Here is a 24,119-nt window from a genome sequence, read left to right on the forward strand (position 1 = left end):
CTCGCTCCCACGAGAGGCCCTTCACCGGTGCGCCGCCAGGGACTCGAACCCCGGACCCGCTGATTAAGAGTCAGCTGCTCTAACCAACTGAGCTAGCGGCGCATGACTCCCGCCGACCGCGTTCCGCATCGCGTCTCGCGGCGGGCGACGAAGAAAATAATACCTGCTCCCGAGGCGTGCTTCCGACCAGCCGGCACGCCCTAGATCGCCATGGACAGCAGCACCGGCGCCGCGTTGCGGTTGAGGGCGTCCGCGGCCTGGCGCAGGCGGTGGGCGTGCTCGACCGGGAGGGACAGGGCCAGGCAGCCGACGGAGGAGCCGGCCGTGACGGGGACGGCCGCGCAGACCGTGCCGACCGCGTACTCCTGGAGGTCGAGGACGGGCACGGTGGGCGGCTGGGACTCCAGCCGGGAGAGCAGCAGCCGGTCGCTGGTGATGGTGCGCGAGGTGAGGCGGGCCATCTTGTGCCGGGCGAGGTGGTCGCGGCGGCCGGCGTGGTCGAGCTGGGTGAGCAGGCTCTTGCCGATCGCGGTGGCGTGGGCCGAGGAGCGGAAGTCGACCCACTCGTTGACCTTGGGCGTGGCCGGGCTGTCGGCGTACTGGGTGACGCTGATCTCGCCGTCGACGTACCGGCTCATGTAGACGGCGGCGCCGACCGAGTCGCGCAGCCGGTCGAGGGTGTGCTGGAGCTTGTCGCGCAGGGCCTGCTCGCGGTGCTGGGCGGAGCCGAGGCGGGCCAGCGTCTCGCCCGTGATGTACGCGCCGTCGGCGATCTGCTCGACGTAGCCCTCGCGGCGCAGCATGCGCAGCAGCGCGGGTAGCCGCTCGGGCCCGATGCCGGTGTGCCGGGTGAGCTCGGCGTCGGTGATTCCGGTGGAACTGCGCGCCACGGTCTCCAGGACGCGCAGGGCTTCCTGGGCCGAGTGGTACGGGGTGGTCGGCGGCTCGTGCTTCAGCGCCACGGTGGTCTCCCCCTGCGCTTGCTGTTGGGCCGTGAATCCGGACAGCGAATCCCCTCCACGATAACCGGCAAGGGGCCTGCGGAGGGCGGGGGTTGACAAGATTCCCGGGGCCCCGGACCGGGGCATCGACCCTCTGGCATATGCCAAAAGCATGCCCCAGTCACGGGCCCGGTGTACTGCCTGGTCACGCGCTGTAGTCAGAGGACCGCGCTGAGGAACTCCCGCGTGCGGTCCTGCTCCGGCTCGCTGAAGATCTTCTCCGGCGGGCCGGACTCGATGACCCGGCCCGAGTCGAACATCAGTACCTGGTCGGAGATGTCCCGGGCGAAGTTCATCTCGTGGGTCACGCAGAGCATCGTGATGTCCGTGGAACGGGCGATGTCCCGGAGCACGTCGAGCACGCCCGCGACCAGCTCCGGGTCGAGCGCGGAGGTCACCTCGTCCAGGAGCAGCACCTGCGGCCGCATCGCCAGGGCCCGGGCGATCGCCACCCGCTGCTGCTGCCCGCCGGACAGCTGCGCCGGGTGCGCGTCGCACTTGTCGGACAGGCCCACCATCTCCAGCAGGCCCTTGGCCCGCTCCGCGGCCTCGTCCTTGGACATGCCGAGGACGGTGACCGGTGCCTCGGTGATGTTCCGCAGCACCGACATGTTCGGGAACAGGTTGAACTGCTGGAAGACCATCCCGATCTTCTTGCGGACCTCCCGGACCTCCTTGTCGGAGGCCGGGAACAGCTTCTGCCCGTCGACCGTGATCGTGCCCTCGTCGGGCTTGAGCAAGGTCATCAGCAGCCGCAGGATCGTGGTCTTGCCGGAACCGGACGGCCCGATCAGGGTGACGTGCTTGCCGGCGTCGACCGAGAAGTCCAGGTGGTCCAGGACGGTGTTGCTCCCGAACCGCTTGGTGACCTGCTCCAGCCGGATCAGCTCGCCCGTGCTCCTGGCGGGGTTCTTCTCGGGGTTGGGGAGGGTGTCAGTGGGCAAGGCGTCGCTCCAGGGCTCGCAGGAGAAGGGAGGCCAGATAGGAAATGACGATGAAGGCCACGCCGATGACCGTCAGCGGCTCGGTGAACTGGAAGTGCTCCTGCGAGAACAGGCGCGCGTGGCCGAGCATCTCCAGGACGGAGATCGCCATCAGCATGGGCGTGTCCTTGAGCATCGCGATGACGTAGTTGCCGAGCGCGGGGACGACCCGGCGCACCGCCTGCGGCAGGATCACCGCGGTCCACGTCCGGCGCAGCGGCAGGTTCAGCGCCGTCGCCGCCTCCCACTGGCCGACCGGCACGGCCTCGATACCGGCGCGGTAGACCTGCATCGTGTACGTCGAGTAGTGCAGCCCGATCGCGAAGACGCCCGTGGCGAGCGCCGAGAAGGTCAGGCCCCACTCGGGCAGCACGTAGTAGAGGAAGAACAACTGCACCAGCAGCGGGGTGTTGCGGACGAACTCCGTGACGACGCCGACCGGCCAGGTCACCCAGCGCGTCGGCAGCCGCATCAGCAGCGCCCACACCAGGCCCAGCGCGAACGAGACCAGCGAACCGAGAAGCAGAATCTGGAGGGTGACCAGCAGGCCCTTCCAGAAGTCCGGCATGAAGTCGGAGACCGCGCTCCAGTCCCAGGTCATCGGACCCCCTCGATCACGACCGGCTCAGGCGCCCGGGTCTTGCGGTCGGGCTTCTTCCCGACACCGGCCTTGAGCTTCTTCTCCAGCCCGCGCATGACCCGGGTGAGCAGGAAGGCGATCACGAAGTAGATGAACAGGATGTACGTGTAGATCTCCGCGCTCTCCTGAAGCGCGAGGCGCACCAGGTTCGCGCTGAACGTCAGATCCCCCATGCCCGTGATCGACACGAGCGCGGTGCCCTTGAGCAGTTCGATCAACAGGTTCGAGAACGGCGGGATCATTTCCGGCACCGCCTGCGGCAGCAGGATCAGTCGCAGTCGCTGCCAGGGCGTGAAGCTGAGGGCGATACCGCCCTCCTGCTGTGCCGGGTCGACCGCGCTCAGCGCGCCGCGCACGATCTCCGAGCCGTACGCCCCGTAGGTCAGGCCGAGCGCGAGCGTGCCCGCCCACATCGGCACCAACTGCCAGCCGAAAGCGACCGGCAGCACGAAGAACACCCAGAAGATCATGACCAGGGCGGAGGTGCCGCGGAACACCTCGGTGTAAAAGCCCGCGAGGAAGCGGACGACCCGCAGCCGGTGACTACGCGCGATGCCGACCATGAACGAGACGGCCGCGCCCAGCAGAGCACTGAAGAAGAGCAACTGGACGGTGGTCCACACGCCCTTGAGTACGAGTTCCCAGAGTCCCGAGGTCATCCGCCGCAGAGCTCCTTCGCGGTCAGATCCGTCATCTCCGCCTCGGTGAAACCGAAGGGCTTGAGGATGCGGAACAGTTCGCCGCTCTTCTTGAGCTTGCGCAGCTCGACGTTGAAGGCGTCCCGCAGGTTGGTCTCGGTCGGCCGGAACGCGAAGGCGCCTCCGTCGACGTGCGGCTTGCCGCCCACGATCGGCTTGAAGGGCTCGGTGGCCTCCGCCTTGGCGGACTTCTTCACCACCTCGCGTACGGTGAGCGCCGTACCGGCGAACACGTCCACGCGGCCCGCCTCGACGGCGTTCAGCCCCGCCACCTGGTCCGGGACGATGAGGATGTCGCTCTCCTTGTACCCCGCCTCGACGGCGTACTGGATCTCGGCGTATCCGGTCCCGGTGGCGAACTTCGCCTTCTTCTCGACGACGTCCTTGTAGCTGCGCAGCCCCTTCGGGTTGCCCTTGCGGACGATGAACGAGTCGAGCATCTGGTAGTCGGGGTCGGAGAAGATGACCTGCTCGCAGCGCTCGGGGTTGACGTACATCCCGGCGGCGACGACGTCGAACTGCTGGGAGTTCAGGCCCGGGATGAGCGAGCCGAACTCGGTCGGCACGGGCTGCACCCGGTCGACGCCGAGCCGCTTGAAGATCACCTTGGCCAGTTCCGGTGCCTCACCGGTCAGCTCGCCGTTCTTGTCGATGAAGCCGAACGGGATCTCACCGGCGATGCCGAGGCGGACGACGCCGGCGGCCCGGAGCCGGTCGAGCAGGTCACCGCCCTTGGTGCTCGACGCCGTGGCCACTCGGCTGCATCCGGCGGCACCCAGTGCGCCGAGCGCCGCGACCCCCGCGAGCAGCGACCGGCGTGTGGGCCTGGATACGGCCTGGGATATGGGTTCCGGACTTCTCAGTGGGCTTCTCTGTGGTGGAGCCATGGGCGCGCGGCTACCCGACCGCATTCGAGTTATGCCGATCTTTTCAAGCCCCGCACGTCTCCCGGTGCGCCCTTGACCGCGGGGGCGGCGGGCACTCCCATGGAGGCATGGCTGATCGATATATCGAAGTCTCGCTGGTCAAGCGCGACGTGACCTGCAGGGCCAAGCTGCTGGACGACCGCGCGCCGATCACCTGCGCGGCCGTCTGGGACGCCCTTCCGCTGGCCGGGGACGTCTACCACGCGAAGTACGCACGCAACGAGATCTACGCCCTTTTCCCGCCATTCGCCGAAACCGAGCCACCTCTGGAAAACCCGACAGTCACCCCAATTCCAGGCGATCTGTGCTATTTCGCTTTCGCGGGTACGGAGTTGGGGACCAAGTCCTACGGCTACGACCGCGAGGTCCGCGCGGGGACCACGCTCGTCGATCTGGCCCTGTTCTACGAGCGCAACAACCTGCTGCTGAACGCCGATGTGGGCTGGGTCCCCGGCATCGTCTGGGGCCAGATCGTCGAGGGCCTGGACTCCATGGCCGAGGCGTGCAACGACCTGTGGAGGTCGGGGGCGGCGGGGGAGACGCTCAGCTTCCGGCGGGCCTGAGCCGGCCGGCGGACGCCACCCCGGCCTCGTACAGCGTGTGGGCCGCCCGCAGCACCAGATCGTCCCGGTGCCGGGCGGCCACGACCTGGAGGCCGATCGGCAGGCCGTCCCCGTCGGCGCCGACCGGCACGCTCGCCGCGGGCTGCTGCGTCATGTTGAACGGGTACGTGAAGGGCGTCCAGCCCGTCCAGCGTCGGTGGCCGGATCCTTTCGGTACCTCGACGCCCGCCTCGAACGCCGTGATCGGCAGGGTCGGCGTGACGAGCAGGTCGTACGTGTCGTGGAAGCGGCCCATCCGGCGCCCCAGGTCCATCCGGACGTCCACCGCGGCCAGATAGTCCAGCGCCGAGTAGCGGGTGCCCTGTGTGCAGATCTCGCGCAGGCCCGGGTCCAGCAGTTCCCGCTGCCTCGGTCCCAGATGCTGTGTCACCCGGGCAGCCCCGCTGAACCACAGGGTGTGGAAGGCCTCCGCCGGTTCGGTGAGGTCCGGGTCGGTCTCCGTGACGTACGCGCCGAGCTCCGCCAGCCGCTCCACGGCGTGCCGCACCGCCGACGCGACCTCCGGACGCACCGCCACCTGCCCGCCCAGCGACGGCGAGTAGGCCACGCGCAGCCCGCGCACCCCGCCCGTCAGGCCGTCCGTGTAGGCGCCGGGCGGCGGGGCGAGCGCCGACCAGTCACGCGAGTCCGGATGGCCGATGACATCCATCAGCAGCGCCGCGTCCGCCGCGTCCCGGGTCATCGGCCCGACGTGCGCCAGCGTGCCGAACGCGCTCGCCGGGTAGAGCGGCACCCGCCCGTACGTCGGCTTCAGCGCGAAGATCCCGCAGAAAGACGCCGGGATACGGACACTGCCGCCGCCGTCCGTGCCCAGCGACAGCGGTCCCGCGCCGAGCGCCACGGCCGCCGCGCTGCCTCCGCTCGACCCGCCGGCCGTGCGCGACGGGTTGTACGGGTTGCGCGTCACCCCGCTCAGCGGCGAGTCCGTCACGCCCTTCCAGCCGTACTCGGGCGTGGTCGTCTTGCCGATGAAGACCGCCCCGTGCTCCCGCAGCCGGGCCACGGACGGGGCGTCCTCGTCCCAGCGCCCCGCCGGATCCACGGCCTTCGAACCGCGCAGGGTCGGCGCGCCGCGCAGCAGCAGGATGTCCTTGACCGTGACCGGCACCCCGTCCAGCAGCCCCTGTGGCTCACCGCGCCGCCAGCGCTCCTCCGACTCCCGGGCCCGGGCCAGCGCGTCCTCGGCGGTCAGCCGGACGAAGGCGTTCACCTCCGGCTGGATCGCCTCGGCCCGCTCCAGCGCCGCGCGGGTCGCCTCCACAGGGCTCCACTCGCCCTTGCGGTAGCCGTCGAGGAGTCGTACGGCGGTCAGCTCGGTGAGCTCGGTCATGCACCCTCCAGGGAACGTCAGTGTCCGGGTACATACCCGCGCTGCTTGTCGACCACGTTCTCCAGCGGCTTTCCCGCCGCCCAGAGCTCGTACAGTTCCACGAACTGGGCCCCGAGCTCGTCCCGCCAGCCGACGATGTCGCCGCTCATGTGCGGGGACACGATCAGGCCCGGGACCTGCCACAACGGGCTGTCGGGGGGCAGCGGCTCGGACTCGAAGACGTCCAGGGCGGCGCCCGCGATCCAGTGTTTGGCCAGGGCCTCGGCGAGCGCGTCCTCGACGACCAGCTGGCCGCGGCCGATGTTGACGAACCGGGCGGACGGCTGCATCACGCCGAAGCGGCGGGCGTCGAACATGCCGTGCGTCTGATCGGTGAGCGGCGCCGCCGCGATCACCCAGTCGGCGCGCGCCAGCAGCCGGTCCAGATCCTCCGGGCCGTGCACGCCGGTGCGCGGGGCCCGGCCCACGAGCGCCGTCGTGATGTCCAGCGCCCCCAGCGTGCGGGCGATCGCCCGGCCGATCGGCCCGGTGCCGACCACGACGGCCCGGCTCCCGGCGACCTTGTGCGACTCGCGGTGCCGCCAGGTCCGCTCCCGTTGCAGCTCCAGCGTGCGCGGCAGGTCCTTGGCCATCGCCAGCACGAGCGCGGCGACGTACTCGGCGATCGGCTGGTCGAAGATGCCGCGCGCGTTCGTCACCACCGTGTCGGAGGCGGCGAGTTCCGGGCACATCAGATGGTCCACACCGGCGCTCGCCGTATGCACCCAGCGTGGCCGTGGGCCCTCGCCTGGCCAGGCGTCCCGCACGGCGCGCGAGGTGAAGTCCCACACCAGCAGTACATCCGCACGCGGGAGGCGTGCGGCGAGACCCTCTGCGTCGGTGTGTTCGATACTGGCGCGGCCGGTGAGGCTCCCGAGGCGGGGGAGGGGTTCGGCGTCCAGGACGAGCAGGGTGGGGGTGGGCATGAGCAGCCGTTTCTCCAGCCGTGCGGCGGGGGTGGCCTGCCTTCGGGAGGCGGCCGGTGACGACGAGTTAACACGTTGTTGACCAGGGAATGATCCGGGCGGATTGACCACGCTCGCACCCGAACCTACCGTCGTCAACACGGGCGTTCCCACGATCCGTTGCACACTCGTTGCCCAGTGTGAGGCCGGTGCCCTGCCATGGACGTCTCATTTCTCGGCGGGCCCAGCCCGCAGCGCGGGGTCGGCGTCGTCGCCCCCTTCGACTTCGCTCTCGACCGCGAGCTGTGGCGGTGGGTGCCGGACGAGGTCTCCCTGCACATGACACGAACACCGTTCGTGCCGGTCGAGGTCAGCCTCGATCTGGCCCGCATGGTCAGCGAACACGAGACGCTGAGCGCGGCGGTCGGCACGCTCAACGCGATCGCCCCCGAGGTCATCGCCTACGCCTGTACGTCGGGCAGCTTCGTCGGCGGCGTCATGGGCGAGCGCGCGATGTGCGAGGCGATGAGCCGGGCGGGCGCCGTACCGGCGATCACCACCTCGGGCGGGCTGCTGGAGGCCCTGGTGGAGCTGGACGTACGGCGTGTGGCGCTGGTGACGCCGTACACGGTGTCGGTGACGCAGTCGCTGGAGGCCTATGTGGCCCAGGCGGGCGTCACGATCTCCGGCTGTGCCTTCATGGGCCTGACCCGGCACATCTGGAAGGTCCCCTACCGGGAGGTCGTGGACATGGCGCGGCAGGCCGTACGCGACGACGCCGACGCCCTGTTCATCAGCTGCACCAACCTGCCCACCTACGACGTCATCCCCCAACTGGAGGCCGAGCTGCGCATCCCGGTGATCTCGGCCAACCAAGTGACGATGTGGGCGGCGCTGCGCCGATTGGGTACCCGTGCGGTGGGGCCGTATCAAGCGCTGATCAATCCGGAGGCGCGGGCCGGTCTCGGATCGCCGGGGGCGAACCACGGTCCCGTCGTGCCGGAAGAAGAGCAGCAGCAGGAAGGCTGGACATGACAGCACTGGGATTTCTCTACCCGGGCCACTCGGCCGAGGACGACTATCCGCGCATCGAGCAGTTGCTGGGCAGCGACATCCGGGTGGACCTGGTGCACACCGACATCGGTGAGGACGCGCACCGGGTGGACGCGCTGCTGGAGATGGGCTCCGCCGGCCGGCTGGCGGCCGGCGTGCAGGAGCTGCGGCACGCCGGCGCGGACGCCGTGGTGTGGGCCTGCACCAGCGGCAGCTTCGTCTACGGCTGGGACGGCGCGCAGGAGCAGGTGCGCACCCTGGCGCAGACGGCCGGGATGCCGGCCTCCTCGACGTCCTTCGCGTTCGTGCACGCGGTACGGGAGCTGGGGGCGCGGCGGGTCGCGATCGGCGCGACCTACCCGGACGACGTGGCCCAGCTGTTCGCCGAGTTCCTGCGGGCGGACGGCGTCGAGGTCGTCTCGGTGAAGAGCTCCGGCATCATCACGGCCGCCGAGGTCGGCACGTGGGGCGAGGCGGAACTCCTGGCCATGGCCCGGCACTCCGACCACCCCGACGCCGATGCCCTCCTCCTCCCCGACACGGCCCTGCACACCGCGGCCCACATCCCGGCCCTGGAGAAGGACCTCGGCAAGCCGGTCCTCACCGCCAACCAGGTCACGGTCTGGGAGGCCCTCCGCCTGGCGGACCGCCGCGTGAACGCGCCGGAACTGGGGGCGCTGTTCACGAGGGAGCCGATCGTCCAGGCGTGAGGGAGCGCGCCGTCCCCGCCGCCCGCACGGCTTCACGTTCTCCGTTCAGGCGGCGGGGGCGGGGGCGGGGGACAGGGTGGTGGCGGAGCGGAAGGCGGTTGCCGGCGGCGACGGGACAGGGCGTAGGGGAACACAAAGCCCACGGCTCCTCCCGCGGCAGCGCCGACCAGCATGGTCAGCGGAAGGTCCCAGCCGATACCGGAGTCGAGCAGCTCCTGCGGCCCTGCGACCACGCACCCGAACAGACCCGCAGCGAACGCGCCGCGCCAACGGTCGCGCAGACCCGGCCCGTTCCCGCTCGAACGCTCCTCCGGGCTTCCTCTCATGACGGCGCCCGTCCGGTCCTCGCGCGGCGCCACCGAAGCACGCGCAGCACCACATAGGAGACAAGGGCGACCGAGAAGATCACGCTGACGGCCGCTCGAGCCACCAGCCAGGCGATTCCACCCGGGTCCCAGACGGCCTCGACCAGATTCATGCCGACGGCCACGGCGAACGCCGCTTTGAGCCGGGTGGCCGCGGACGCCACCCGATACGCCGGGGGCGCGCCCTGCCCTTTGAACGCGGTCAGCTTCGTCGCGGGATTGCTCGCCATGGATTCCACCTCGTGTGAGCGAACTCGACCGCCTGCTCCCTCTGCCGTGCCCTTGAGCGTGCCTTCCATGTGGGCCGGAATCAGTCCTACCCCTTATTCGGTATGGATCGGGACATAGATGCTCCAACAACCCACTCAAAGCTGAGGAATGCTCAACTCCGCCACATCACAGGACACTTGGGTTGTCCGAAAGCGCGTTCCCCTTCGGCTGTCCATCCCGTGCACACTGGCCACGTCCGCAGCCAGTCGTGCCGTGAAGGACTCCCCGATGGCCGAACCGGGTCCGTTCAGATCCCCTGTAAGCGCTGTCCAGCTGTCCGGGCGCCTGGTGTGCTGGAGCCTGGCAGCGGCGATGATCACTGCCGGCGTCGACGCCGTCCTCGCTCCGCAGGCCGGCTGGTGGGCCGCGGCGTGGTCGCTGCCGTGGTGGCTCTTCGGTGCGGCCGTCCTCGCGTGGGGCGTGCTCCGGTCCCGCGAGAAGACCGGCCGCCGGCCCCCGCACGGCAGTGTGCGGAGCGACTGGGAGCGGGCCGCCTGAGGGTGCCGGCGCAGCCGCCCGGCCCTCATCGGGAATAACCGGAGACAGTCCCCTGTTAGAGCCGGAACGACAGCACACGGCCCACAGCAGGAGGCACCCCACCGTGGCGGCAGACGAGATACGCGGCGCAGCGCAGGGCAGCGCCCCCGTCCCCCTCTCCGTACTGGACCTGGTCACCGTAGGGGCCGGCCGCACCGCCTCCGACGCGCTGCGCACCAGCGTCGATCTGGCCCGCCTCGCGGAGGCCCGCGGCTTCCACCGCTACTGGGTCGCCGAGCACCACTCCATGCCCGGTGTGGCCTCGTCGTCCCCGGCCGTGATCCTGGCCCACCTCGCCGCCCACACCGACCGCATCCGCCTCGGCTCGGGCGGTGTGATGCTGCCCAACCACGCCCCGCTCGTCATCGCCGAGCAGTTCGGGACGCTGGAGGCCATGGCCCCCGGCCGCATCGACCTCGGGCTCGGCCGCGCGCCGGGGACGGACGGTGCCACGGCCGCCGCCCTGCGCCGCACCGACCGGCCGGGCGAGGGCGCCGACGACTTCCCCCAGCAGCTCGCCGAGCTGACCCGGTTCCTCGACGACGACTTCCCCGACGGGCATCCCTACCGCCGTATCCACGCCGTACCCGGGCCGGTCCAGGCCACGTCCCCCGGCGGCGTCCAGTCCCCGCACCGCCCGCCGGTCTGGCTGCTCGGCTCGTCCGGCTTCAGTGCCCGGCTGGCCGGCGTCCTCGGACTGCCCTTCGCCTTCGCGCACCACTTCTCGGCGCAGAACACCGTCCCGGCCCTGGACTTGTACCGGGAGTCCTTCCAGCCGTCCGCCGTGCTCGACGAGCCGTACGCCCTCATCGGCGTCTCCGCGCTCGCCGCCGACGAGGAGCGGGAGGCCCGCCGCCAGGTCCTGGCCGCCGCCCTCAGTATGGTCCGGCTGCGCACCGGGCGTCCCGGGCTCGTGCCCAGCCCCGAGGAGGCGGAGGCCTACGAGTTCAGCCCGATGGAGCGCGACTTCGTCGACTCCTGGAACGCCAACGTCATCCACGGCACCCCGGACGAGGTCCGCTCCGGCCTGGACGACCTCGCCAAGCGCACAGGTGTCGACGAGCTGATGATCACGGCCAACGCGCACGGTGGCGACGTACGCCTCCGCAGCTACGAACTCATCGCCGACTCCTACGGGTTGCCCACGCCCGCCTGAACACCCGGCGTGCCCAGCAGCTCCGAGATGCGATCCGGCGGCACCGGACGGGAGTAGAGCCAGCCCTGTCCGGTGTCGCAGCCGATGCGCCGCAGCCGGGTCGCCTGGGCCGAGGTCTCCACGCATTCGGCCGTGACGGTCAGCCCGAGCCGGTGGGCGAGCTGGATCATCGCCTCGACCACCACCTCGTCGGCCGGGTTCGGGCGGGTGGAGGTGTCCCGGTCGTCGTACTGGAAGCCGCGGACGAACGTGCCGTCCAGCTTCAGTACGGACACCGGCAGGCGGCTGAGGTAGGCCAGGTTCGAGTAGCCGGTGCCGAAGTCGTCGATGGCGATGCGTACGCCCATGTCGCTGAGGGCCTTCAGGGCCTGGAGCGGCCGGCCGGCCGAGCCCATCACCGCCGACTCGGTGAGCTCCAGCTGGAGCAGGTGCGGCGCGAGGCCCGTCTCGGCCAGGGTCTCCGCCACGTCGGCCACCAGGTCGGAGTCCCAGACCTGACGCACCGCCACGTTCACGCTCACGAAGATCGGCGGCTCGTCGGGGTGGTCGAGCTGCCAGCGACGGGCCTGTCCGCAGGCCGTGCGCAGCACCCAGCGGCCCAGCGGAACGATCGAACCGTCCTCCTCGGCAAGTCCGATGAACCGATTCGGCGTCAGTACGCCGAACTGAGGATGATTCCAGCGGATGAGCGCCTCGACCCCGTGCAGCCGGTCGTCCTCCATGCCGACCAGCGGCTGGTACTCCAGCCGGAACTCGCCCCGGTCGATGGCCGGCCGCAGCGTGGAGGCGAGGGCCTGGCGGGTCATGCGGTGGGCGTTGCGCTCCGGGTCGAACAGCGTCCAGCGGGACTTGCCGTCGGCCTTCGCCCAGTAGAGCGTGGTGTCCGCCGCCTGCATCAGGGCGGTGGGGGTCGTCCCGGCCGCGTGCCGCTCCACGACGCCGATCGACGCCGAGACCGACAGCCGCTGCCCGGAGATGTCGAACGGGTCCTGGATCGCCTCCAGCACCGACTCGGCCAGCTCGGCCAGTTGCTCGGTGCCGGTGGAGTCCTCGACGAGCAGCGCGAACTCGTCACCGCCGAGCCGGGCCACCAGCGGAATGCTGGTCCGGGAGTGGCCGGCCTCCTCCGCGCAGCGCATCAGGCGCTCGGCGACGGCGGCCAGCAGCCGGTCGCCCACGCGGTGGCCGAGGGTGTCGTTGATGGCCTTGAAGCCGTCCAGGTCCAGGTAGCACAGGCCGATCCGGCCGGTGCCGCTCTCCTCGTACGACTCCGCCTCCAGCGCGGCCGACAGCCGTTCGAAGAACAGCGTGCGGTTGGGCAGCCGGGTCACCGGGTCGTGCATCTGCAAGTGCCGCAGCCGGCCCTGGAGTTCACGGCGGGAGCTGATGTCGGCGACGGACAGCAGGACGGCCCGGTCCTCGGCGGGCAGCGGGGCTACCGTCACCTGCACCCACAGCGAGTGCCCGTCGGGGTGCTTGAGGCGGCGCGTGCAGCGCAGCCGGGACTGCCGGCCGCGCAGCACCTCGCGGTAGGCGTGCCACGTGCGGGCGTCGGAGGTGAGGTCGACCAGGTCGGCGGCGACGGCCCCGGCCAGCTCGTCCGAGGCGCTGCCGAGCAGCGCGGCGAGCGAGTCGTTGGCGCTGACGACCATCCCCTCGCGGTCGACGACGGCCATGGCGAGTGGGGCGGCCGTGAAGACGGAGCTGTAGGGCGCACGCGCCGGGGGCTCGGTACGGGGAGGCGTGTCGATCTCACTCTCTGTGGCGACCGGCCGGTCGAGGTCTGCCGCGGGCGCCGGCCCTTCGGAGGTTCCGCTCACCGCTCGCTCCCGCATGTATTCGATCTCTGTCCGTGCAGGAAAGGTCAGGAAAGTGTGCCGATCATAGAGGCTGGCCCCAGGGCCTTCCAGCTGATGTCCAGTGTTCCCGACCCACCCGCGCTTCTGCCAGATCGTTTCTGCTCACGCCTGGACGGCTTCTTCAGGCCCCCGACCAGTTGTGACGTTCCGTGAGTGTTTCCGGGGTGTCGGGTTCCGCACCTTTTCGGCTTCTTCACCCGACTGGCGCAGACAAACAGGACGCAGTACGAAAAATCATCACAGGCTGGGTGCGGTGTCCCGCGAACCGTACCCGGAGGTACCCGTGCCGCGTCAGTTCCCGCGCGCCCGACTGCGCAGCACCGCGGCCGTGTTCACCACCATGTCGGCGCTCGCCGCGACCTCCCTCGGCACCGGCCCGTCGGCCGCCGAGCCCGACTCGGCCGCGCCCTGCGCACTGGCCCGCACCGACGCCCACCACTCGGAGGGCCTGGACACCTGGAACGCCGCCTATCCCCGCCCGGCCCGGGCCCTGGACGCGGTCATGGTCTTCCTGTCCTTCCCGGACGCCCACCCGCTGACCACGCCGCAGGAGCTGACCGCCGACCACTTCCCGGCCACCACCCGTTTCTTCGAACGCGCCTCCTACGGGCGTTTCACCCTGCGCCCGCACTCGCTGAGGCACTGGATCCAGATGCCGCAGCCGTCCACGGCGTACGCCATACAGCGTGACTGGAGCGCCGAGCACCGGGCCGCGTACCTGCGGGACGCGCTGTCCGTGGCCGACCCGCGGGTCGACTTCTCCCGCTACGACATCGTGTACTTCGTCGCCGACCCGGACGCGCCCGGTGTGGACTCCGACGCGACCAAGGTGGTCAACCTGACGAGTCCGATGCGAGCCGACGGCGCCGACCTGCGCCGGATCGTCACGGTGTTCGAGCAGCATCCGCCGGACCGGCTCGTTCTCGCCCATGAGACCGGGCACGTGTTCGACCTGCCCGACCTCTATCACCGGCCCGTGGACGGCAAGGGTGACTGGGACACGCACGTCGGCGACTGGGACCTGATGGGCAGCCAGTTCGGACTGGCCCCCGACCTCTTCGGCTGGCACAAGTGGAAGCTGGGCTGGCTGGAGCGGCGGCAGGTGCGGTGCGTGCAGGACGCCGGGCCCGCCCGGCTGACCCTGGAGCCGCTGGCGGCCGGGCCCGGGGTGCCGGTGGCGGGTGCGGCGGGGGCGCCGGCCTTCGGTCTCGGGCGGGGCACCAAGCTCGCGGTGGTGCGTACGGGCCGCGACAGCGTGCTCGCGTTCGAGGCGCGCGGGCCGGTGGGCAACGACGTGGCCGCCTGCCGACAGGGTGTGCTCGTGTACCGGGTGCGGGGCGAGGCGCACTCAGGGGGCGGGCCGATCGAGGTGATCGACGCCCATCCGGGCACCGAGGCCTGCTGGGAGGACTCGGTCTACCCGCCCCTCGCGGATGCGCCGGTCGGCCCCGGGGAGAGCTTCACGGTGCCGGGGGAGGGCGTCCGGGTGGAGGTGGAGGGGCGCACGGCATCCGGGTCCTGGACGGTGAAGATCACGGCGGGCCGTTGAAGGCGCTCCGTCATGAGCACGCAGAAGGCCCCTCGCTCTCGCGAGGGGCCTCTCACCGTCTGTGCGCCGCCAGGGACTCGAACCCCGGACCCGCTGATTAAGAGTCAGCTGCTCTAACCAACTGAGCTAGCGGCGCCTGCTGACCGGATCAGTTTAGCGGACCTCTCGGGGTGCTCCGGACCGGGCTGGCGTGCCTCCGGAAGCGTGATCGGGTGGGGACTCTGTGTGAGCGCTCACCCCGAGCCCATGAGATCTCCACTGTCTCCGAGCCTTCTTCGCGCAAAGGTATGACGGGTGACAGGGCACGTTCATACGCCCGCACCGTCACGGGCACGCGAAGAGGCCCCCCGCTTGTGCGGAGGGCCTTTCACCGTCTGTGCGCCGCCAGGGACTCGAACCCCGGACCCGCTGATTAAGAGTCAGCTGCTCTAACCAACTGAGCTAGCGGCGCCTACTGACGTCGTAGACGTTAGCACCCTGATCGGAGGGAGGAAAAATCGATATCCGCACAGCCTCCCGAGCCACCCGCACAGCCGCCCACAGCAACACCTCCGGCCCGGGCAGCCAGGGCTGCCGACAGTCCGGCGCGACCAGCCACCGGGACCCTGCTCGGCCGGATACCCCGAACCCGGCGAGCGCCCCGGGGGCAGAGGACCCAGCGGCGGAAGCCGCCCCGGCGCCGTAGGCGACCCCGGAGGGGACAGCCGGCCCGGAGGTGGAAGCCACCCCCGTAGGGGACACGGTCGCGGCCGGGACGGTGACGGCGTCGCCCGTGCCGTGGCACAGCAGTGGGGGAACCGGCCTCGTACGACCGCCCGCGCCCCACTCCTCCCACTCCAGCAGCGCGGGCAGCCGTTGGGCCGTGCCGGGCGCGGCGAACAACAGCATCCGGCCGCGGAACTCCGCGACCGGCCCCGAGCCGGGCCCGTCGTCCCACAGCCGGTCGAGCATCCGCCGCCCGAACATCGCGGGCGCGCTGACGACGTCGAAGACCGACCCGCAGGGCAGTACGGCCGGTGCGCCCGGCCGCTCCTCCCAGAGGGCGAGCGTGCTCCGCGGATACGTTCCTGCCGAGGCGAGCCAGGCGGCCCCGTCCGGGGTGACATAGGAGGCGTTCCATGCGCTGCTCATGGCGTCAATGTCTACCGGCCGTGAACGCGCCGTTCCCGAGGGTTGCGGGAAATCGGGACAGGAGGGGGTGGGAGGGAGTATCTTGCCCGCCTGGCATATGCCACAGAGATCGGCGAAGCGGCGGAACCCCCGGGCCTCACACCGGGTCGACGGGCCCCCGGCCCTCGCCGCCGCCCCGCAGCAGGTCCCGTCCGAACTCGACCATCTTCTTGGCGTAGTCCTCGGTCCACTCGGCCCGCTCGGCGATGTCCGCGGTCGTCAGCCGGTCGAACCGCCGCGGATCGGCCAGCTGCGCCGCCGCGATCGCCTGGAACTCCACCGCCCGGTCCGCCGCGGCCCGGAACGCCAGCGTCAGCTCCGTCGCGCGGGACAGCAGCGCGCGGGGATCGTCGATCGACTCGAGGTCGAAGAAGTGCTCAGGGTCCGAGGCCGCCTCCGCGGGCTCGAAGAGCAGGGGCGCGGGGCGTAGCCGCGGTTCGTTCCGACCCGGCGTGGGCTCCGCCATGTCTACTCCTTCTCGTACGTCGCGCTGACCCTCCCCCGTTTGCGGGGGCACCCCCAGGTGGAGTGGGCCACCGTCCATTGTCTCGCGGGCGCGCAAGTGGGCATCGCGGCAGTGGGTACGGCTGCGACACCCCCCGGCGTTCGTCACGGCCGCCGGGACACGCGATGTTCGGCCAGACGCGCCAGCACCGCGTGATTGGCCTCCCACCCGCGGGGCTGTGTTCACCGGCCGCCTCCGGCGGTGTGTCGGCCTTCGGCCGGCGGAGGGCGGTCGGGGGCGGCGTGGCCGCTTGTGTGGGTCATGGCCGCCACACCACCCGGTGCTCCGCCAGATGCGCCAGCACCGCGTGATTCGCCTCCCACCCGTCGGGAAACTTCACCACCGTCCCCAGCTGCACCGGCTCCGTCGACGGATAGTCGTCCAGCAGGTCGCTGACGCCCGCCCGGCAGACCACGATGCACGCGTGCCGGTGGCGGGAGGCCAGGACGCACAGGCGGCCCGTCTCCAGGTGGAAGGCCGTGGCGTCGGGGCGGCCGGAGAGGGGGTGCAGCACCACCGTGACGTCGTATTCGCGGCCCTGGAGCCGGTTGGCCGTGTCCACGACCACGTCGGTGACGCCGAGGTCGGCCAGGGCGGCACGGACCGCGGCCGCCTGGTCCCGGTGTGCCGTGCCGACGGCGATCCGGTCGGCGGTCAGGGGAGAGGGGTCGGGTGAGCGTTCCGACGTCGCCGCGCCGCCCCGGTCCAGCAGCCGCCGCACGACCGTCGCCACCGCCCGCACCGCCTCCGGGTCCGTGCGCGGCGTGTGCCGCGCGGGCAGCTCCAGCAGGCCCCAGCCCGACTCGGCCGCCTCGTCGATCACCCGGTCGGGGCCCGAGCCGTCCGGCGGCACGGCGAAGGACAGCCGCCGGTCGCCGTGGCCGGTGCCGCTGCGGAACGGGGTGTACGGGTAGAAGGCGTCCGAGACCAGGGGGGCCGCGGAGGCCGGGAGCCGCCAGGAGACCGGCAGACGGTGCTGGGGCAGGTCCGGGTTGTGGGCGAGCAGGGTCGTCACCGCCGAGGCCGACGGGTCGTACGCGAGGCCTGCCCACTGCTCGCTGCCCACGATCGCGAACGGGTCGAGCTGCCCCGGGTCGCCCACGAACAGCGCCCGCTCGAACAGCCCGGCCACCGCGAGCAGCGCGTCCGAGCGCATCTGGTACGCCTCGTCGACGATCGCGTACCGCCACGGCTCGTCGGCCTTCACATGCGCCCACTTCGCCGCCGTCGAGATCACCACGGCCAGCCCGGCGAGGTCGGCCGCCTTGGCCGACTTGCGGACGTTCTCCAGGCCGTCGAGCGCCTTGTCGTACGGGTCGGCGTCGCTGCTGTGCAACCGCCCCACCGGCAGCTCGGGGTTCTTCTCGGCGAGCCGCAGGACCAGGTCGTCCACCTGGGCGTTGGTCTGCGCCACCACCATCAGCGGATGGCCGGCCTCGGCCAGCTCCAGGGCCGCGCGGACGACGAGCGTGGACTTGCCCGCGCCGGGCGGGGAGTCGACGACGACACCGCGCGCGGTGCTGTGCAGCGTGTCGTGGAGGATCGCGTCGGTGGCCTGGGTCGCGGCGGCGGAGGGATCGAAGAGCGTCGTCACAGCACGTCCTCCGCGGTCACCGGGTCGGCGGCCTCCAGGGTCGCCTCACCGGGCGGCCCTCCGTGCGTCCAGGGCGTCTCCTCCGGGTCGGGCAGTTTCGCGCCGCCCCGCTGCTCGTGCTCGAAGAGCGTGAAGCAGACCCGGTCGCCCTTCTCCGGCACGGAGCCAGGCTCGGGCTCCTTGCCGCGGCCCATCTTGTCGAGGACCCGCAGCACGACGTACGCGCCGTCCTCCTCGGCCCCGGCGAACTCCGCCGACTGCGGCTTCCCGCCCAGCGACCGGTACACCTTCGTCCGCTCCCCGAGATGCGGCCGGTCGTCCGTGCGGACCGTGACCAGGGGGCGCGGGCTGGGCCGCTTGCCCTCGCTGTACGCCATCACGACGTCCGTGACCTCACCCGCGAACGCCTCGCCGGACAGCCGCCGTCCCGCCATGACCAGCGGGTCGTCGAGGGCCTCCTGCGCCTCCAGCCGGGCTTGTTCGCGCTCGCGCGTGGCGAGTTTGTTCGCCGCGGTGACCGCGTCGTCGCGGCGCGGCTGCGGGGGCTCGCCGGCCAGGACCCGGTCGCGGTGGCCGGTGAAGGACCAGCGGTCGCGGGTCCAGCGCTCCTCGACATGCGCCCCTTCGGGCAGTTCCCGCAGCAGGTCGAGGCCCTGCCAGACCTTTTGCCAGGTGGGCAGTGTGCGGCTGAGCACCAGGTCCCGGATCTCCTGCTCGGCGGCGGTCAGCGCACCGAGCCGGTCGTCGGCCTCCAGGCCGTCCTCGGCGGCGGCCAGGGCCGTGCGGGCACGGTCGTAGCGCTCGATGGCCGGGGCGAGCAGCTTGTTGTCGAACGCCGGGTCGGTGGCGGGACCGGCCGGGGGACACGTCAGCTGGCCCTGCGCGTCCCGCTCCAGCTCGGCCCGCAGCGCGGCCTCGGCACCGGTCAGGCCCTCCGGCGGGTCGATCCAGGCGAGCAGCGCCCCCAGGTGCTGGTCCTCCAGGGTGGACTGCCCGGTCGCCCAGTGCCGGCCCAGTACGTCGGTCATGGCCAGCAGCAGCGAGGAGCCGGGCACCCGGGCCCGCTCCCCGAAGTGCGTCAGCCACCGCCCGAGCAGCGGCACCCGGGGCGGCGCCGGATACGGGGCCTCCGGATCCTGCTCGGCCGTCCGCCGGAAGCGCATGGACCGTCCGAGCAGCCGCACCAGCTCGATGCCCCCGCGGCTCGGCACGATCAGCTGCGGCGCGTCCGCGCACAGGTCGACCTCGACCTTGACCCGCTTGCCGGTCTCCGGGTCGGTCTCGGTGCGCTCGGCGGCCTCCACGGCCTCGGCGTACGCGTCGACGTACGGCAGCACCACGTCGGCCAGTTCGGCCAGGAACGCGAACCTGAGGTCGCGGTCGCGGGGCTGCGGGACCACCAGCAGGCGCGGCGCGTCCCGGTCCGTGCCGACCAGCGCGCCGAGCGGGGCACCGGCCTCACCGGCGGTGGTGAGCGGCACGAACACCAGCGGACGGTCGGACAGGTGCCGGTGCCGGACGGTCGCGGCGGGCTGGGCGCGGCCCGTGCTGACCGCTTCGAGCCGGGCCAGGGTGGAGATCAGCGACACGCCGCCTCCAGTGCCTCGGCGCGCAGGGCCGCGGCCCGCCTGAGGGCCGCCACCGCCGGATCGTCGGGGTCGCCCGCCTCGCCGCGGGCCGCCGCGAGGACGCCCTCTACGGTCGTCAGCCCGCCCAGCTCCGCCCGCACCGGCCGCCCGAGCGAGGTCACCGCACCCGTCTCGCGGGACCGGGCCCGGCAGTGGAAGGCCAGCTCGCACGCGGACAGGCACTCCGGCGCGTACGTCGCCGGGACCGACTCGACGGCGGCCGTCAGCTCGTCGGTGGGCAGCTCCGGGGAGAAGCACGTGCCCTCGGGGAGCGTCTCGGCGATGTCCTCGATGCGGGTCAGCCGGGTCAGCTGACGGGCCGTCACCGCACGCTGCTTGCGGATGTCGACGGCGGACGCGGCCGGCAGGTTGGAGAAGTCCCTGGGGCAGACGAGCAGGATCCGGTGCCGCACGCGCGGGGACGGCGCCCTGTCCTGAGCGCTCCGCCTCCGGGGCGCTTCAGCCGGTATCGAGGGGGCGACCGTGTTCGACCCTTCGGGCCTCCGCGCGCTCGCCCCCTCGACACCGGCGCGCCCCTCCGGCTCCGCGCCGAGCCGCGCGGCGACCTCCTCCAGCGCCAGCACGTACACCGCCGCCTGCCGGGCCGCCGCCCCGACCTTCGCCGGGTCCGCCGAACCGTCCAGCAGCGGGAACGACTTGATCTCGACCACGGTCCAGCTGCCGTCGGGATGCACCACGACCGCGTCCGGTTCGAGGAACGCCGGGGAGCCCGCGACGTCGAGGGCGAGCATCGGGTGGTCGAGCAGCGTCCACGCGCCCGGGTGGGCGGTGGCCTCCCGCAGTTCCAGCGCCGTACGGGCCGTACGCCCCTGGGGGCCGGTCGCGGTGAGGTCGGGCACGCGCGCTTCGGCGGGCGGCTCGGCGGTCCGGTCCAGCTTCTCGTGCACCAGCCGCAACAGCTCCGCACCGCCGTCGGCCTTGACCCGCGCCTCGAACGCGTTGCCCCGCGTGAGCGCGAACTGGGACTGGCCGAAGGCCGACGGCGAGCCCAGCGCGCTCGCCAGCGCCGCCTTGTTCACCCCGGCGCCGTCGAGGATCGCGCGCCGCGCGCAACCGGGGTTGGCGGCCAGTGCCGCCAACGCGCGCGCGTCCAAGGCCTTCGCCGGTACGTCGGGACCGCGCAGCTCAGCGAGCCGGTGCCGGAGCGCCGTCCCCCGCGTCCTTGGGGGAGGCACTCGGCTCGGCTCCCGCTCCGAACCGCGACTCGCGCTGCCGTGGAATTCGCTCACCCGCGGAAGTCTGGCATCCGGCACTGACAATCGGGGAACCCGCGGCGGGAGATGCCGCCGTGACCGGCGCGGCAGGCGGCACGAACCGTGCCCTGACCCGGTCCACCGTGCGCATCACGACCGGCGCCAGCAGCAGCCCGGCGCCCATGACGGCCGCGCCCGCGAGCGCGTCGAGGAAGTAGTGGTTGGCGGTGCCCATGACCACGATCGTCGTGATCAGCGGGTAGGCGACTCCCGCGATCTTCGCCGTGCGCGTACCGCCGTAGCGCCACAGCATCACTCCGCACCACAGGGCCCAGCCCACGTGCAGACTCGGCATCGCCGCGTACTGGTTGGTCATTCCGCCCATGCCGCGCGGTGCGCTCGCCGCGCCACCCCACCAGCCGTAGGAACTGTACTGGGCCATCGTGTCCACGAAGCCGTGGCTCGCTTCGAGGAGCCGGGGCGGGCAGGTCGGCATCAGTGTGAAGCCGATCAGGCCTATGAGGGTGGACGTCATCAGCCACGTGCGCGCGGCGCGGTACCGCACCGCGTGGGAGCGGAAGAGCCACACGAGGATCGCCGGCGTGACCAGGTAGTGCAGCGACGCGTACCAGAAGTCCGCCGGTATGCCTATCCAGGCCTCGCGGGTGAAGAGGCGGTTGAGCGGGTGCTCCAAGTTGAGATACAGAGCCTTCTCGGCGCGCAGGAGCGCCAGGCCGTTGTCGACCGCACCGGAGACGTCGCCCCGGGCGAGGAGCCGGCCCGCCGAGTAGCACGCGTACACCAGCACAATCAGCGGCAGTTCCGTCCACCAGCGCAGCCGGAGCGCAGGGGCCGCCTCGGTGCCCGGTGTCTCGGTGTGCGGCATCCGATCGCCCTCCCCCTTCGTCGTCACGCGGCGCCCGGCCGGTAGGTCGTGCCACTTTACGGCGTACGGGCGCCCCCTGGGGGCGCCCTCCGGACCTCAAAGACGCTGAGATCGCCCCCCGGGTTGCCCGCGACCAGCGTGCGCGATGATGGAGGAGTTCCGCTCGCTTTTTTCTTCCGGAAAGGTCCCCCATGGCTCCGCGCATCCTGCTGGCCCGCCACGGACAGACCGAGTGGTCGCTGTCCGGCAAGCACACGGGCAGGACGGACGTGCCGCTCCTGGAGGAGGGCCGGCGCGGAGCCAAGCTGCTCGGCGAGCGCCTGCACCGGGCGCCGTACGACGGCCTGCCCGGCGTCGAGGTGCGCACCAGCCCGCTGGCACGCGCGCGTGAGACCTGCGAACTGGCCGGCTTCGGCGAGCGCGCGCGTGCGTGGGACTCGCTGCTGGAGTGGGACTACGGGGCGTACGAGGGCATGACCCCGGCGGACATCCAGGCCGTCCGGCCCGGCTGGCTCATCTGGCGCGACGGCGTCCCCGAGGGCGAGACCCTCGCGGAGATGACGGCCCGGGCGGACGAGGTGGTCTCCTGGGCGCGCGCCGAGGACCGGGACGTCCTGGTCTTCGCCCATGGGCACATCCTGCGGTCCATCGGGGCGCGGTGGCTCGGCCTGCCGATCGACTTCGCCGCGCGGATACGGCTGAATCCGACGTCGCTGTCGGTGCTGGGGTGGGCTTACGGGGAGCCGGCGATCGATAGCTGGAACGATCTCGGGCATCTTGTGTAGCAGAGGGCGGTCACACCATCCGCGGCAACGAAGCGTGCCTCTCCAAAAACGCCGACACCCCCGAGGCCCGCCGGTGCGGTGACAACACCCGTGTCGTAGCCGCCAGCATCGTCTGGATCCGGGACGACTGGACCTCCTCCAGCAGATCCAGCACCCGCATCCCCGCCACGGCGGCCTCGTCCGGCCGGCCGCCCCGCGCGAGGTCGTCCGCCAGCTCCGCCGTGTACAGCGCGATGTTCCGCGTGAAGTGCGGGTCCTGGAGCTCCGCCGCCCGCCGCGCGTGCCGCGCCGCCCGGGGCCAGTCGCCGAGCGTGGACCAGCACTGCGCCTCCAGACCCTCCAGTTCGGCCTCTCCGTAGAAGCTCATCCACTCGGGGTCGTCGTCCGAGGGGCCCCGGTCGAAGAGGGCCTGCGCCCGGGCCAGTGCCTGCTCACAGCCGACGCGGTCGGCGAGGCCCGCCCAGCCGCCCGCCTCGCGCAGCGCGAGCAGCGACATCAGCCGGGCCGAGCCCACCGGCCGGGCGACGCGCTGTGCGGCCTGGGCGGCCCGGACCGCCTCGCGCGGCCGGCCCGCGTCGCGCGCGAGGAAGGCCGTGTTGCAGAAGGCGTGCGCCTCCAGGCCCGGATCGTTGGTCATCCGGGCGGTCGCCAGGGCTTCCGCGTAGTGGGAGCGGGCGTCGTCGAAGCGTCCCGAGTCGTGGGCCAGCCAGCCCACGGAGATGGCCAGTTCACCGGCGCCCGAGTAGAGCCGGTCCGCCGTCGTCTGCCGGGTCGTACCGGCGTCCAGCAAGGCGTAGGCGGCACGCAGCGGGGCCGCCGCACGCCGGTAGAGGCCGTCGGCCCCGTGCCGGTCGTCGAGCAGCCGGATGCGGCGGACGGCTTCTTCCAGGGCACCCGCGTCACTCGCCCCGGCGCGGCGCACGGGGCGCTGTACCGCCGCGGCGTCGAGGGCGAGGCCGACGGGCCCCAGCGAGGCGGCGGCCACTGTGACGCCCCCGCCGGTCATGAATGCGCGACGTAGCACGTCGCTCTCCTCGTAGGTGTCGTGCGGGTGGTACGGGTCGTACGGGTTCTGCGTTTCATACGGCTCGCACGCCTCGCTGCTCTCACTCGTGGCGTTCGCCGGGTCCGCGGTGCACGTCAGGGGCGCGTCCTCGGTGTCCCGCGCCCGGCGTCCGCGTACCGACGAGCGGGGCGCGAACCCCAGGTCGGTGAGCGTGCGGCCAGGGAACATGTGCAGGAACACCCGTTCGTACGCGTAGTTGGGACAGCGGATCTCGCCCGCCTCGACCCGGCCGATGTACCGCGCGTCACAGCTGACCTGCTCGCCGATCTCCAGGGCGGCCCGCCGGATCGCCGCGGCGAACTCGGCCGGCGAACGCTGTCCCCGCAGGCGCCGGAAGGCGAGGTTGGGCCGCGGTGGCCGCTTGGGTTGGGACGAGGTCACCATTGACGACGCCATGGCCGGGTCCTCTCGTGCGAACCGTCGAACCATGCCGGGTTCGGGGTGAGCTGTACGCGTTGTCCCGTATGTTCTGCCCCGTGTCCGGCGGGCAAGAACGTACCTGCTGTGTCGGAGTCCTCACGCTGAGTTTGACTACAAACCGGATATCTCATCCGTGATCTGCCATGAAGTGCCATCCTTTGTGGCTGACTTCCGCCGTAGCCGTTGACGGTCTGCCGCGTTGAACCC

General features: G+C 71.8%; 23 protein-coding genes and 3 tRNA genes. 7 read left to right on the forward strand and 19 right to left on the reverse strand.

What is annotated here, in order from left to right:
- Nucleotides 1–28: 28 nt before the first annotated feature.
- From AOQ53_RS23260 to ehuB, 6 genes are all read right to left on the reverse strand, one after another.
- Nucleotides 29–102, reverse strand: a tRNA-Lys gene (locus AOQ53_RS23260).
- A gap of 98 nt (nucleotides 103–200) precedes the next feature.
- Nucleotides 201–962 (reverse strand): IclR family transcriptional regulator, encoded by a 762-nt coding sequence (locus tag AOQ53_RS23265; protein WP_059420110.1) that lies wholly within the window; start codon nucleotides 960–962, stop codon nucleotides 201–203.
- Between the two features lie 197 nt (nucleotides 963–1,159).
- Complete coding sequence (ehuA, locus tag AOQ53_RS23270; RefSeq protein WP_059420112.1) at nucleotides 1,160–1,945, reverse strand: ectoine/hydroxyectoine ABC transporter ATP-binding protein EhuA; 786 nt, start codon at nucleotides 1,943–1,945, stop codon at nucleotides 1,160–1,162.
- Complete coding sequence (gene ehuD / locus AOQ53_RS23275; protein WP_059420114.1) at nucleotides 1,935–2,585, reverse strand: ectoine/hydroxyectoine ABC transporter permease subunit EhuD; 651 nt, start codon at nucleotides 2,583–2,585, stop codon at nucleotides 1,935–1,937. The genes ehuA and ehuD overlap by 11 nt, the downstream gene beginning before the upstream one ends.
- Nucleotides 2,582–3,283 carry an ectoine/hydroxyectoine ABC transporter permease subunit EhuC gene (ehuC, locus tag AOQ53_RS23280; RefSeq protein WP_059420116.1) on the reverse strand — a complete coding sequence of 234 codons (702 nt, stop codon included), beginning with the start codon at nucleotides 3,281–3,283 and terminating at the stop codon, nucleotides 2,582–2,584. Before ehuC ends, ehuD begins: the two co-directional genes overlap by 4 nt.
- A complete protein-coding gene (gene ehuB / locus AOQ53_RS23285; protein ID WP_099054671.1) occupies nucleotides 3,280–4,209 on the reverse strand; it encodes an ectoine/hydroxyectoine ABC transporter substrate-binding protein EhuB in 930 nt (309 codons plus the stop codon). The genes ehuC and ehuB overlap by 4 nt, the downstream gene beginning before the upstream one ends.
- 107 nt (nucleotides 4,210–4,316) lie before the next feature.
- Between ehuB and AOQ53_RS23290 the strand changes: the two genes are divergently transcribed.
- Nucleotides 4,317–4,811 carry a DUF3830 family protein gene (locus AOQ53_RS23290; protein ID WP_059420120.1) on the forward strand — a complete coding sequence of 165 codons (495 nt, stop codon included), beginning with the start codon at nucleotides 4,317–4,319 and terminating at the stop codon, nucleotides 4,809–4,811.
- Here AOQ53_RS23290 and AOQ53_RS23295 read toward each other — a convergent pair.
- Together AOQ53_RS23295 and AOQ53_RS23300 are read right to left on the reverse strand one after the other, a co-directional pair.
- On the reverse strand, nucleotides 4,792–6,201 hold the full coding sequence (locus AOQ53_RS23295; RefSeq protein ID WP_059420122.1) for an amidase: 1,410 nt from the start codon (nucleotides 6,199–6,201) through the stop codon (nucleotides 4,792–4,794). The two genes, AOQ53_RS23290 and AOQ53_RS23295, sit on opposite strands and share 20 nt — an antisense overlap.
- A gap of 17 nt (nucleotides 6,202–6,218) precedes the next feature.
- Complete coding sequence (locus AOQ53_RS23300; RefSeq protein ID WP_059420123.1) at nucleotides 6,219–7,166, reverse strand: D-2-hydroxyacid dehydrogenase; 948 nt, start codon at nucleotides 7,164–7,166, stop codon at nucleotides 6,219–6,221.
- A 198-nt stretch (nucleotides 7,167–7,364) separates the two neighbouring features.
- On the opposite strand from AOQ53_RS23300, the gene AOQ53_RS23305 reads away from it, so the two are divergent.
- Both AOQ53_RS23305 and AOQ53_RS23310 read left to right on the forward strand, forming a co-directional pair.
- Nucleotides 7,365–8,180 (forward strand): maleate cis-trans isomerase family protein, encoded by an 816-nt coding sequence (locus AOQ53_RS23305; RefSeq protein WP_059420124.1) that lies wholly within the window; start codon nucleotides 7,365–7,367, stop codon nucleotides 8,178–8,180.
- On the forward strand, nucleotides 8,177–8,908 hold the full coding sequence (locus tag AOQ53_RS23310; protein ID WP_059420125.1) for a maleate cis-trans isomerase family protein: 732 nt from the start codon (nucleotides 8,177–8,179) through the stop codon (nucleotides 8,906–8,908). Before AOQ53_RS23305 ends, AOQ53_RS23310 begins: the two co-directional genes overlap by 4 nt.
- A 322-nt stretch (nucleotides 8,909–9,230) precedes the next feature.
- Here the strand turns inward: AOQ53_RS23310 and AOQ53_RS23315 are convergent, their stop codons facing one another.
- Nucleotides 9,231–9,503: a hypothetical protein gene (locus AOQ53_RS23315; RefSeq protein ID WP_059420127.1), complete on the reverse strand. Its 273-nt coding sequence runs from the start codon at nucleotides 9,501–9,503 to the stop codon at nucleotides 9,231–9,233.
- Nucleotides 9,504–9,855: 352 nt separating this feature from the next.
- Here AOQ53_RS23315 and AOQ53_RS23320 point away from each other — a divergent pair, with 352 nt between their 5' ends.
- Both AOQ53_RS23320 and AOQ53_RS23325 read left to right on the forward strand, forming a co-directional pair.
- Nucleotides 9,856–10,041, forward strand: coding sequence for a hypothetical protein (locus AOQ53_RS23320; protein WP_236711762.1), 186 nt, complete (start codon nucleotides 9,856–9,858; stop codon nucleotides 10,039–10,041).
- Between the two features lie 103 nt (nucleotides 10,042–10,144).
- Nucleotides 10,145–11,236 carry an LLM class flavin-dependent oxidoreductase gene (locus tag AOQ53_RS23325; RefSeq protein WP_059420129.1) on the forward strand — a complete coding sequence of 364 codons (1,092 nt, stop codon included), beginning with the start codon at nucleotides 10,145–10,147 and terminating at the stop codon, nucleotides 11,234–11,236.
- Here the strand turns inward: AOQ53_RS23325 and AOQ53_RS23330 are convergent.
- Nucleotides 11,212–13,071, reverse strand: a complete 1,860-nt coding sequence (locus AOQ53_RS23330) for a putative bifunctional diguanylate cyclase/phosphodiesterase (RefSeq protein ID WP_059420130.1) — start codon at nucleotides 13,069–13,071, stop codon at nucleotides 11,212–11,214. The genes AOQ53_RS23325 and AOQ53_RS23330 overlap by 25 nt on opposite strands.
- A gap of 277 nt (nucleotides 13,072–13,348) precedes the next feature.
- On the opposite strand from AOQ53_RS23330, the gene AOQ53_RS23335 reads away from it, so the two are divergent.
- Nucleotides 13,349–14,644: a M6 family metalloprotease domain-containing protein gene (locus tag AOQ53_RS23335; RefSeq protein WP_236711763.1), complete on the forward strand. Its 1,296-nt coding sequence runs from the start codon at nucleotides 13,349–13,351 to the stop codon at nucleotides 14,642–14,644.
- A gap of 62 nt (nucleotides 14,645–14,706) precedes the next feature.
- Here the strand turns inward: AOQ53_RS23335 and AOQ53_RS23340 are convergent.
- The 8 genes from AOQ53_RS23340 to AOQ53_RS23375 form a co-directional block, all read right to left on the reverse strand.
- A tRNA-Lys gene (locus AOQ53_RS23340) sits at nucleotides 14,707–14,780 on the reverse strand.
- A gap of 241 nt (nucleotides 14,781–15,021) precedes the next feature.
- Nucleotides 15,022–15,095, reverse strand: a tRNA-Lys gene (locus AOQ53_RS23345).
- The gene (locus tag AOQ53_RS23350) at nucleotides 15,086–15,775 is read right to left on the reverse strand and encodes a bifunctional DNA primase/polymerase (protein ID WP_059420131.1); all 690 of its coding nucleotides are present in this window, start codon (nucleotides 15,773–15,775) and stop codon (nucleotides 15,086–15,088) included. Before AOQ53_RS23350 ends, AOQ53_RS23345 begins: the two co-directional genes overlap by 10 nt.
- 136 nt (nucleotides 15,776–15,911) lie before the next feature.
- Nucleotides 15,912–16,280, reverse strand: a complete 369-nt coding sequence (locus tag AOQ53_RS23355) for a hypothetical protein (protein WP_059420133.1) — start codon at nucleotides 16,278–16,280, stop codon at nucleotides 15,912–15,914.
- Nucleotides 16,281–16,578: 298 nt separating this feature from the next.
- Nucleotides 16,579–17,913, reverse strand: a complete 1,335-nt coding sequence (locus tag AOQ53_RS23360) for an AAA domain-containing protein (RefSeq protein ID WP_059420135.1) — start codon at nucleotides 17,911–17,913, stop codon at nucleotides 16,579–16,581.
- Nucleotides 17,910–19,502: a hypothetical protein gene (locus tag AOQ53_RS23365; RefSeq protein WP_059420137.1), complete on the reverse strand. Its 1,593-nt coding sequence runs from the start codon at nucleotides 19,500–19,502 to the stop codon at nucleotides 17,910–17,912. The genes AOQ53_RS23360 and AOQ53_RS23365 overlap by 4 nt, the downstream gene beginning before the upstream one ends.
- A complete protein-coding gene (locus AOQ53_RS23370; protein WP_059420138.1) occupies nucleotides 19,493–20,737 on the reverse strand; it encodes a hypothetical protein in 1,245 nt (414 codons plus the stop codon). Before AOQ53_RS23370 ends, AOQ53_RS23365 begins: the two co-directional genes overlap by 10 nt.
- The gene (locus AOQ53_RS23375) at nucleotides 20,688–21,641 is read right to left on the reverse strand and encodes a phosphatase PAP2 family protein (RefSeq protein ID WP_059420139.1); all 954 of its coding nucleotides are present in this window, start codon (nucleotides 21,639–21,641) and stop codon (nucleotides 20,688–20,690) included. Before AOQ53_RS23375 ends, AOQ53_RS23370 begins: the two co-directional genes overlap by 50 nt.
- A 191-nt stretch (nucleotides 21,642–21,832) precedes the next feature.
- On the opposite strand from AOQ53_RS23375, the gene AOQ53_RS23380 reads away from it, so the two are divergent.
- Nucleotides 21,833–22,426 carry a histidine phosphatase family protein gene (locus AOQ53_RS23380; protein ID WP_059420141.1) on the forward strand — a complete coding sequence of 198 codons (594 nt, stop codon included), beginning with the start codon at nucleotides 21,833–21,835 and terminating at the stop codon, nucleotides 22,424–22,426.
- Between the two features lie 10 nt (nucleotides 22,427–22,436).
- On the opposite strand, the gene AOQ53_RS23385 is transcribed toward AOQ53_RS23380, so the two are convergent.
- Nucleotides 22,437–23,888: a hypothetical protein gene (locus AOQ53_RS23385; protein WP_059420142.1), complete on the reverse strand. Its 1,452-nt coding sequence runs from the start codon at nucleotides 23,886–23,888 to the stop codon at nucleotides 22,437–22,439.
- Nucleotides 23,889–24,119: the final 231 nt, after the last annotated feature.

The sequence above is a fragment of the Streptomyces azureus genome (genome assembly GCF_001270025.1).
Classification (GTDB): Bacteria; Actinomycetota; Actinomycetes; order Streptomycetales; family Streptomycetaceae; genus Streptomyces; species Streptomyces azureus.

Coding starts and splice junctions, on each gene's coding strand:
- ehuD (WP_059420114.1), bottom strand. CDS start 2,585: ATGACCTGGGACTGGAGCGCGGTCTCCGACTTCATGCCGGACTTCTGG.
- ehuC (WP_059420116.1), bottom strand. CDS start 3,283: ATGACCTCGGGACTCTGGGAACTCGTACTCAAGGGCGTGTGGACCACC.
- ehuB (WP_099054671.1), bottom strand. CDS start 4,209: ATGGCTCCACCACAGAGAAGCCCACTGAGAAGTCCGGAACCCATATCC.
- AOQ53_RS23290 (WP_059420120.1), top strand. CDS start 4,317: ATGGCTGATCGATATATCGAAGTCTCGCTGGTCAAGCGCGACGTGACC.
- AOQ53_RS23295 (WP_059420122.1), bottom strand. CDS start 6,201: ATGACCGAGCTCACCGAGCTGACCGCCGTACGACTCCTCGACGGCTAC.
- AOQ53_RS23300 (WP_059420123.1), bottom strand. CDS start 7,166: ATGCCCACCCCCACCCTGCTCGTCCTGGACGCCGAACCCCTCCCCCGC.
- AOQ53_RS23305 (WP_059420124.1), top strand. CDS start 7,365: ATGGACGTCTCATTTCTCGGCGGGCCCAGCCCGCAGCGCGGGGTCGGC.
- AOQ53_RS23310 (WP_059420125.1), top strand. CDS start 8,177: ATGACAGCACTGGGATTTCTCTACCCGGGCCACTCGGCCGAGGACGAC.
- AOQ53_RS23315 (WP_059420127.1), bottom strand. CDS start 9,503: ATGGCGAGCAATCCCGCGACGAAGCTGACCGCGTTCAAAGGGCAGGGC.
- AOQ53_RS23320 (WP_236711762.1), top strand. CDS start 9,856: ATGATCACTGCCGGCGTCGACGCCGTCCTCGCTCCGCAGGCCGGCTGG.
- AOQ53_RS23330 (WP_059420130.1), bottom strand. CDS start 13,071: ATGCGGGAGCGAGCGGTGAGCGGAACCTCCGAAGGGCCGGCGCCCGCG.
- AOQ53_RS23350 (WP_059420131.1), bottom strand. CDS start 15,775: ATGAGCAGCGCATGGAACGCCTCCTATGTCACCCCGGACGGGGCCGCC.
- AOQ53_RS23355 (WP_059420133.1), bottom strand. CDS start 16,280: ATGGCGGAGCCCACGCCGGGTCGGAACGAACCGCGGCTACGCCCCGCG.
- AOQ53_RS23375 (WP_059420139.1), bottom strand. CDS start 21,641: ATGCCGCACACCGAGACACCGGGCACCGAGGCGGCCCCTGCGCTCCGG.
- AOQ53_RS23380 (WP_059420141.1), top strand. CDS start 21,833: ATGGCTCCGCGCATCCTGCTGGCCCGCCACGGACAGACCGAGTGGTCG.
- AOQ53_RS23385 (WP_059420142.1), bottom strand. CDS start 23,888: ATGGCGTCGTCAATGGTGACCTCGTCCCAACCCAAGCGGCCACCGCGG.